Raw genomic sequence first — 255 nt, 5'->3', positions numbered from 1 at the left:
CTGAAAAGCGTAGGCGATGGACAACAGGTTGATATTCCTGTACCACCTCTTTACCGTTTGAGCAATGGGGGGACGCAGGAGGATAGGGTAAGCGCGCTGTTGGATTAGCGCGTCCAAGCAGTTAGGCCGGTAACGAGGCAAATCCCGTTACCACATAGGCTGAGCTGTGACGGCGAGGGAAATTTAGTACCGAAGTTCCTGATTCCACACTGCCAAGAAAAGCCTCTAGCGAGGGAAAAGGTGCCCGTACCGCAA

The 255-nt window shown here is 53.3% G+C and carries 1 rRNA gene; it reads left to right on the top strand.

Features of this window, described 5'->3' with window-relative positions:
* Positions 1 to 255, top strand: a 23S ribosomal RNA gene (locus tag M3205_RS25425); the annotation flags it as partial.

It is taken from the genome of Cytobacillus firmus (assembly GCF_023715565.1).
GTDB classification, from domain to species: domain Bacteria; phylum Bacillota; class Bacilli; order Bacillales; family Cytobacillaceae; genus Cytobacillus; species Cytobacillus firmus_C.
The sequence above is the reverse complement of the archived record's forward strand: the minus strand, read 5'-3'. Positions and strand labels throughout refer to the sequence as shown.